The following is a 5,821-nucleotide window of genomic DNA, read 5'->3' as shown; positions in this document are numbered from 1 at the left end:
CTGCTGACCGTCGTCGTCGGCCGCGCCCCGCAGGCCGCGGCGCAGCCGCCCGCGGCTCCGGTGACGAAGTCGAACTGACGTTCCTCTCTCGTTTGCTGAAATGGCCGGGCTCGCCCGGCCATTTGCGCTTCCAGAAGCACCATTGCCGAACGTAGACGTCCGCGATATGTCCGGACATCACGAATGGTGCCATCATGCTGCGGATATCCCGCGATCTCGTCATTGACGAGGACGACATCGAGATCGGCTTTGTCCGCGCCTCCGGCCCGGGCGGGCAGAATGTCAACAAGGTCTCGACCTCGGCCCAGCTGCGATTCGACACGCGCAAGCTGACCCTGCCCGAGGATGCGGCGATCCGGCTCGCCCGCATCGCCGGCCAGCGCATGACCAAGGATGGCGTAATCGTGATCCACGCCCAGCGCTTCCGCACTCAGGAGCGCAATCGACAGGACGCCATCGACCGGCTGGTCGAAATCCTCAGCCAGGCCATGATAAGGCCGACGCCGAGGCGCGCGACGCGGCCGACCTTCGCCTCCAAGCAGCGCCGGCTCGACGGCAAGAAGCGCCGCGGCGACGTCAAGGCCGGACGCGGCGGGCGCTTCGACGACTAAAGCGCGATGCGATCAGTTTGATAGCTACAGCGGAGGTGCACTCCCTCTCCCGCTTGCGGGAGAGGGTTGGGGAGAGGGTGTTTCCGCAATGGGACAATCCCCAAGCGGAGATAACCCTCACCCGGCGCTTCGCGCCGACCTCTCCCGCAAGCGGGAGAGGTGAACCAGCGGCAGCAATCGATCCAACTCAAGCCCATACCGCTTTAGCAGACGCAGAAAACTCCGGCCGCCAAGCGGCCGGAGTCTTGCCGTTCTCCCGGCGGGACTAGTAACGCTTGGATGGAGCTGCACCGCCCGTCGTGGGATCGTCCGCCGTCCCCTTGTGCGCAGCGCTGCCCGTGGTGCCGACCGTGCCTTTGGTGCCCTTGGTCGGCTTCATGCCGGTCTTCTCGCCCGCTGCGCCCGGCTGAGCGTTCATCTCGTCATCGCCGCTGCCCATCGTGTTGCCTTGCATGGGTTTGCTTTGCACGGTGCCGCCTGACTTCGCGGTGGGGGGCGCGCTTTGCGCAAGAACGGGCGTGGCAATGAGAGCCGACAGAGCGCATGCGATCATCGAGGTCTTCACCAACTTCATCCATTTCTCCTGGATTTTTCCGCGATGAATGGCTCGGCCGTTCTCGACGCCGCTTGCCTGCGCCGACCCATCGCATCGCGTAAAGAAATCAAGCGGCGCGATCGTCATGCAATGCGCATGGTGTGGTGATCGTTTAGGGATTTGACGGCGGTTTCGCGGAATTGTGCTCCGCATATAAGGCAACGCGGAACACCGCACGCCGTCGGCATCTCCGCGCGCGGCGAAACAGCCCGCTACTACCACCGTCCATCTGACGCCGCCTAGAGTTTGCTCAGGCTACATTGACGTGGATGGGCGGGCTCTCGGTAATGCGCACAGTCGTGCTGGGATTGTGCACCGCGATGGTGCTGATGGTGCGGGTGGCAGACGCGCAAATGCCTTTGCCGGCCGCAAAGCCGCCGGATGGCGCGACGCTCTTCAAGCAGCAATGCGCGGTGTGCCACACCACAAGCCTGTCAGAGCCGGCACGACAGGGGCCGCCGCTGTTCAAGCTCGTGGGCCGGCCCGCCGGCAAGGTTGAAGGCTTTCGGTATTCGCAAGGCCTCGCGAACGCAGACTTCGCCTGGGACGAAGCCCGGCTCGACGCCTGGCTGACCAATCCACAAGCCGTCATTCCCGGCGTGGTCATGGCCTATCGGCAGGCCAAGCCGGAAACGCGCGCTGCCATCATCGCTTATCTGAAGGAGCAAAACTGAATGGCAAAGGCCGTCCATTCCATGATCCGGGTGCTGGATGAAGCGCGCTCGCTCGACTTCTACCGGCGCGCCTTCGGCCTCGAGGTCGCCGACCATCTGAAGTTTTCCGACTTTGCCCTGATCTATCTGCGTCATCCCTCCTCACCTTTCGAAGTCGAGCTGACGGTGAATTTCGATCGCAAGGAGCCGTACGCGCTCGGCGACGGCTACGGTCATCTCGCCGTGGTGGTGGACGATCTCGATACCGAGCATGCCCGCTTCGAGCGTGAGAAGCTCGCACCAGGACCCTTACGCGACTTCAAACACGACGGCAGGACGCTGGCGCGCTTCTTCTTCGTCAGCGATCCCGACGGCTACAAGATCGAGGTGATCCAGCGGGGCGGACGTTTCAACTGACTCAATCATAAAATCAAAATTGACGGAGGAATGCCATGAGAGAAGTCGATCGCCGAAGCAAGCACAGCCGCCGTGTCTTTCTCAAGGGCGCGGCAACCGCCGTGCCGGTCGTAGCAGTCGCGACCAGCGTCGCCGTCAGCATTGAAGATGCGTGGGCCGATGATGCGAGCGCGCTCTCGCCTGCGACGATGAAGACGCTGCTGAAGGTCGCACGCGACATCTATCCGCACGACGTCCTTGGTGACAGCTACTACATCACCGCGATCAAGCCGTGGGACGGCAAGGCGGCCAAGGATCCCGCCGTCAAGTCGCTGATCAGCGACGGCATCACGCGGCTCGATCAGAACGCGCGGGATCGCCACAAGGTGGCTTACGCCGAAGTGCCCTGGGAGGCAGATCGCGTGGTGCTGCTGAAGGAGATCGAGGGAAGCGACTTCTTCCAGAAGGTCCGCGGCGACCTCATCGTCTCGCTCTACAACCAGAAAGAGGTCTGGCCGCGGTTCGGCTACGAGGGCTCCTCGGCCGAGCACGGCGGCTACATCAACCGCGGCTTCGCCGACATCGACTGGCTGCCGAAGGCTTAAGGCTCACCCAACGGTTCAGGAGAACGCATATGGCAAAATTCGATCTGAACGACTCCAGCGTTGTGGTGATCGTCGGCTCCGGTGCCGGCGGCGGCACGCTTGGCAACGAGCTCGCGCAGAAGGGCGTCAAGGTGGTCATCCTCGAAGCAGGGCCCCGCATCGAGAACCACGACTTCGTCAACGACGAGTGGGAGAGTTTTTCCCAGCTCGCCTGGACCGATGCGCGCACCACCTCAGGCACGTGGCGCGTCGCCAAGGATTTTTCGGGGCTTCCTGCATGGATCGTCAAGGCGGTCGGAGGCTCGACCACACACTGGGCCGGCGCGTCGCTGCGTTTCGACGAGCACGAGTTCAGGGTCAAGAGCACCTACGGCAACCTTCCCGGCGCCAATCTGCTGGACTGGCCGGTCACGCTGGCCGAGATGGAGCCGTGGTACGCCAAGGCCGAGAACAAGATGGGTGTGACCCGCACCAACGGCATTCCCGGACTTCCCGGCAACAATAACTTCAAGGTGCTCGAGGCCGGCGCGAAGAAGCTGGGCTACAAGACCGTGCACACCGGCAACATGGCGATCAACAGCCAGCCGCGCGACGGACGCGGCGCCTGCCAGCAGATCGGCTTCTGCTTCCAGGGCTGCAAGTCGGGCGCGAAATGGTCGACGCTCTACACCGAGATCCCCAAGGGGGAGGCAACCGGCAATCTCGAGGTCCGCCCCGGCAGCATGGCGGTCAAGATCGAGCACGATGCCGGCGGCAAGGTGACCGGCGTCGTCTACGCCGACGAGAGCGGCGCGATGCAGCGCCAGAAGGCGCGCATCGTCGCAGTCGCCGGCAACTCGATCGAAAGCCCGCGGCTGCTGCTCAACAGCGCCTCGACCATGTTCCCCGACGGCCTTGGCAATTCATCGGGCCAGGTCGGCCGCAATTACATGCGGCACATGACCGGCAGCGTCTACGCCGTGTTCGAGAAATCCGTGCACATGTATCGCGGCACGACGATGGCCGGGATCATCCGCGATGAAGCCGCCAACAATCCGAAGCGCGGCTTCGTCGGTGGCTACGAGATGGAGACGCTGTCGCTCGGCCTGCCGTTCATGGCGGCGTTCCTCAATCCCGGCGCCTGGGGCCGCCCCTTCACGGCGGCGCTCGACGGCTATCCCAGGATGGCGGGCATGTGGCTGGTCGGCGAGGACATGCCGCAGGAGACCAACCGCATCACGCTCGATCCTGTCGTCAAGGACAAGTTCGGACAGCCGGTCGCGAGCGTGCATTTCGACGATCATCCCAACGATCTCGCGATGCGCGCCCACGCCTACAAGCAGGGCGCTGCGGTCTACGACGCCGTCGGCGCCACCGTGACCTACCCGACACCGCCCTATCCGAGCACGCACAATCTCGGCACCAACAGGATGAGCGAGAAGCCGCGCGACGGCGTGGTCAACAAGTTCGGGCAGAGCCACGACGTCAAGAACCTGTTCGTCTCCGACGGCAGCCAGTTCACCAGCGGCGCGGCCTGCAACCCGACGCTGACGATCGTCGCGCTCGCGATCCGGCAGGCGGATTACATTGCGGGGGCGATGCAGAAGAAGGAGATCTGAGGTTCCGCGATCACACTCGCCAGGATGACATCGAGGAGGGATTGCGTATCCACATCACGGTGTCGTCCCGGCGAAGGCCGGGATCCATAACCACAGGGAGCAATTTGACGAAGACTCGTCGTCCGGTACTCCGATCACGCACGCTCGATGGATTCCGCGGCATGGATCCCGGCCTTCGCCGGGACGACATCGAGAATACGGATACAGGCCCTCACTGTAACGGCAGCTATTCGGCCGCGTCGAGAATGGGCGTAACGCTCGCCTTGAACTCCTGCACCGACGCCATCGACTTCGAGCGATAGATCAAACACGAGCAGCGCAGCAGCGAGGCGAAATTGTTGACCTCGCCGTGGTGGTCGAGCACCTCGTTGTAGAGCGTGGTCAGGAACTTGCCGAGGCTCATGTTCTCCCTGGCTGCGATCTCCTCCAGCGTGTCCCAGAACGCCATCTCCAGCCGGATCGAGGTGCAGTGGCCGTCGATCCGCAAGGAACGGGTCTGGGATTCATAGTCGCGTTGGGGTTGGTGCGCGAAGAGATGGCACATGGCGTCCTCCCGTCCTGTTGCCGTTTTTTCACGATGCTACACCGCTGCCCGGCACCCCACAATCAGGACGGCAGGCGGAAGTCGCATCATCCCGGTTGCGCGATTTTCTCGAAGGTCCAATGTCTTCAATGTGATAGGCATCCCTCTTCCCCAGGCCGCCACACGGCTGTTGCCCAACGCATGCTTTTGACGCAACACCGCTTAAGATAACGCCGTTCCGCGAATCCAAGATTCGAGCCCATGCCCGTCCGTCAACTGCCAGAGCAGATCGTCAACCGCATCGCCGCCGGCGAGGTGGTCGAGCGCCCGGCGAGCGTGGTCAAGGAACTGGTCGAGAACGCGATCGACGCCGGCGCCAGCCGGATCGACGTCTTCACCGATGGCGGCGGGCGGCGCCGGATCGGCATCACCGACGACGGCGGCGGGATGACGGCTAAAGATCTCGCGCTCGCGGTCGAGCGCCATGCCACCTCCAAGCTCGACGACGAGGACTTGCTCCAGATCCGCACGCTTGGGTTCCGCGGCGAGGCGCTGCCCTCTATCGGCTCGGTGGCACGTCTCTCGATCACCACGCGGCATGCCAGCGAGCCGCATGCCTGGGCGCTGTCCGTCGAGGGCGGCGAGAAGTCGGAAATCATGCCGGCGGCGCTGGCGCATGGCACCCGCGTTGAGGTTGGCGACCTCTTCTACGCCACACCGGCTCGGCTGAAGTTCTTGAAGACCGACCGCACCGAGGCGGAGGCAATCCGCGAGGTTGTCAGGCGCCTTGCGATGGCGCGGCCGGACGTCGCCTTCACGCTCGCAGGCGAAGAGCGCGCG

Annotated in this window: 8 protein-coding genes; 6 read left to right on the top strand and 2 right to left on the bottom strand. The window is 63.8% G+C overall.

What is annotated here, in order from left to right:
- Positions 1-194: 194 nt before the first annotated feature.
- Positions 195-611: an alternative ribosome rescue aminoacyl-tRNA hydrolase ArfB gene (arfB, locus tag MOV74_RS29385; RefSeq protein ID WP_246930161.1), complete on the top strand. Its 417-nt coding sequence runs from the start codon at positions 195-197 to the stop codon at positions 609-611.
- Between the two features lie 265 nt (positions 612-876).
- Here arfB and MOV74_RS29380 read toward each other — a convergent pair whose 3' ends face one another.
- Positions 877-1,293 carry a hypothetical protein gene (locus MOV74_RS29380; protein WP_246930160.1) on the bottom strand — a complete coding sequence of 139 codons (417 nt, stop codon included), beginning with the start codon at positions 1,291-1,293 and terminating at the stop codon, positions 877-879.
- A gap of 200 nt (positions 1,294-1,493) precedes the next feature.
- Between MOV74_RS29380 and MOV74_RS29375 the strand changes: the two genes are divergently transcribed.
- The 4 genes from MOV74_RS29375 to MOV74_RS29360 are packed head-to-tail and all read left to right on the top strand — an operon-like array spanning position 1,494 to position 4,458.
- Complete coding sequence (locus MOV74_RS29375) at positions 1,494-1,880, top strand: c-type cytochrome (protein ID WP_246930162.1); 387 nt, start codon at positions 1,494-1,496, stop codon at positions 1,878-1,880.
- Positions 1,881-2,276, top strand: coding sequence for a VOC family protein (locus MOV74_RS29370; protein WP_246930159.1), 396 nt, complete (start codon positions 1,881-1,883; stop codon positions 2,274-2,276).
- Between the two features lie 35 nt (positions 2,277-2,311).
- Complete coding sequence (locus MOV74_RS29365; RefSeq protein ID WP_246930158.1) at positions 2,312-2,860, top strand: gluconate 2-dehydrogenase subunit 3 family protein; 549 nt, start codon at positions 2,312-2,314, stop codon at positions 2,858-2,860.
- Positions 2,861-2,889: 29 nt separating this feature from the next.
- Complete coding sequence (locus MOV74_RS29360; protein WP_246930157.1) at positions 2,890-4,458, top strand: GMC family oxidoreductase; 1,569 nt, start codon at positions 2,890-2,892, stop codon at positions 4,456-4,458.
- Between the two features lie 226 nt (positions 4,459-4,684).
- Here the strand turns inward: MOV74_RS29360 and MOV74_RS29355 are convergent, their stop codons facing one another.
- Positions 4,685-5,002, bottom strand: coding sequence for a ribbon-helix-helix domain-containing protein (locus tag MOV74_RS29355; RefSeq protein ID WP_246930156.1), 318 nt, complete (start codon positions 5,000-5,002; stop codon positions 4,685-4,687).
- A gap of 240 nt (positions 5,003-5,242) precedes the next feature.
- Here MOV74_RS29355 and mutL point away from each other — a divergent pair.
- Positions 5,243-5,821 (top strand): DNA mismatch repair endonuclease MutL (gene mutL, locus MOV74_RS29350; protein WP_246930154.1); only part of this gene is annotated, 579 nt, incomplete at its 3' end.

This window comes from Bradyrhizobium sp. SHOUNA76, from assembly GCF_023006445.1.
Classification (GTDB): Bacteria; Pseudomonadota; Alphaproteobacteria; order Rhizobiales; family Xanthobacteraceae; genus Bradyrhizobium.
Note: the sequence above shows the minus strand (reverse complement) of the source record. Positions and strands in the feature narration are given on the sequence as shown.

Coding starts and splice junctions, on each gene's coding strand:
- MOV74_RS29360 (WP_246930157.1), top strand. CDS start 2,890: ATGGCAAAATTCGATCTGAACGACTCCAGCGTTGTGGTGATCGTCGGC.
- MOV74_RS29370 (WP_246930159.1), top strand. CDS start 1,881: ATGGCAAAGGCCGTCCATTCCATGATCCGGGTGCTGGATGAAGCGCGC.
- arfB (WP_246930161.1), top strand. CDS start 195: ATGCTGCGGATATCCCGCGATCTCGTCATTGACGAGGACGACATCGAG.
- MOV74_RS29365 (WP_246930158.1), top strand. CDS start 2,312: ATGAGAGAAGTCGATCGCCGAAGCAAGCACAGCCGCCGTGTCTTTCTC.
- MOV74_RS29375 (WP_246930162.1), top strand. CDS start 1,494: ATGCGCACAGTCGTGCTGGGATTGTGCACCGCGATGGTGCTGATGGTG.
- MOV74_RS29380 (WP_246930160.1), bottom strand. CDS start 1,293: ATGACGATCGCGCCGCTTGATTTCTTTACGCGATGCGATGGGTCGGCG.
- MOV74_RS29355 (WP_246930156.1), bottom strand. CDS start 5,002: ATGTGCCATCTCTTCGCGCACCAACCCCAACGCGACTATGAATCCCAG.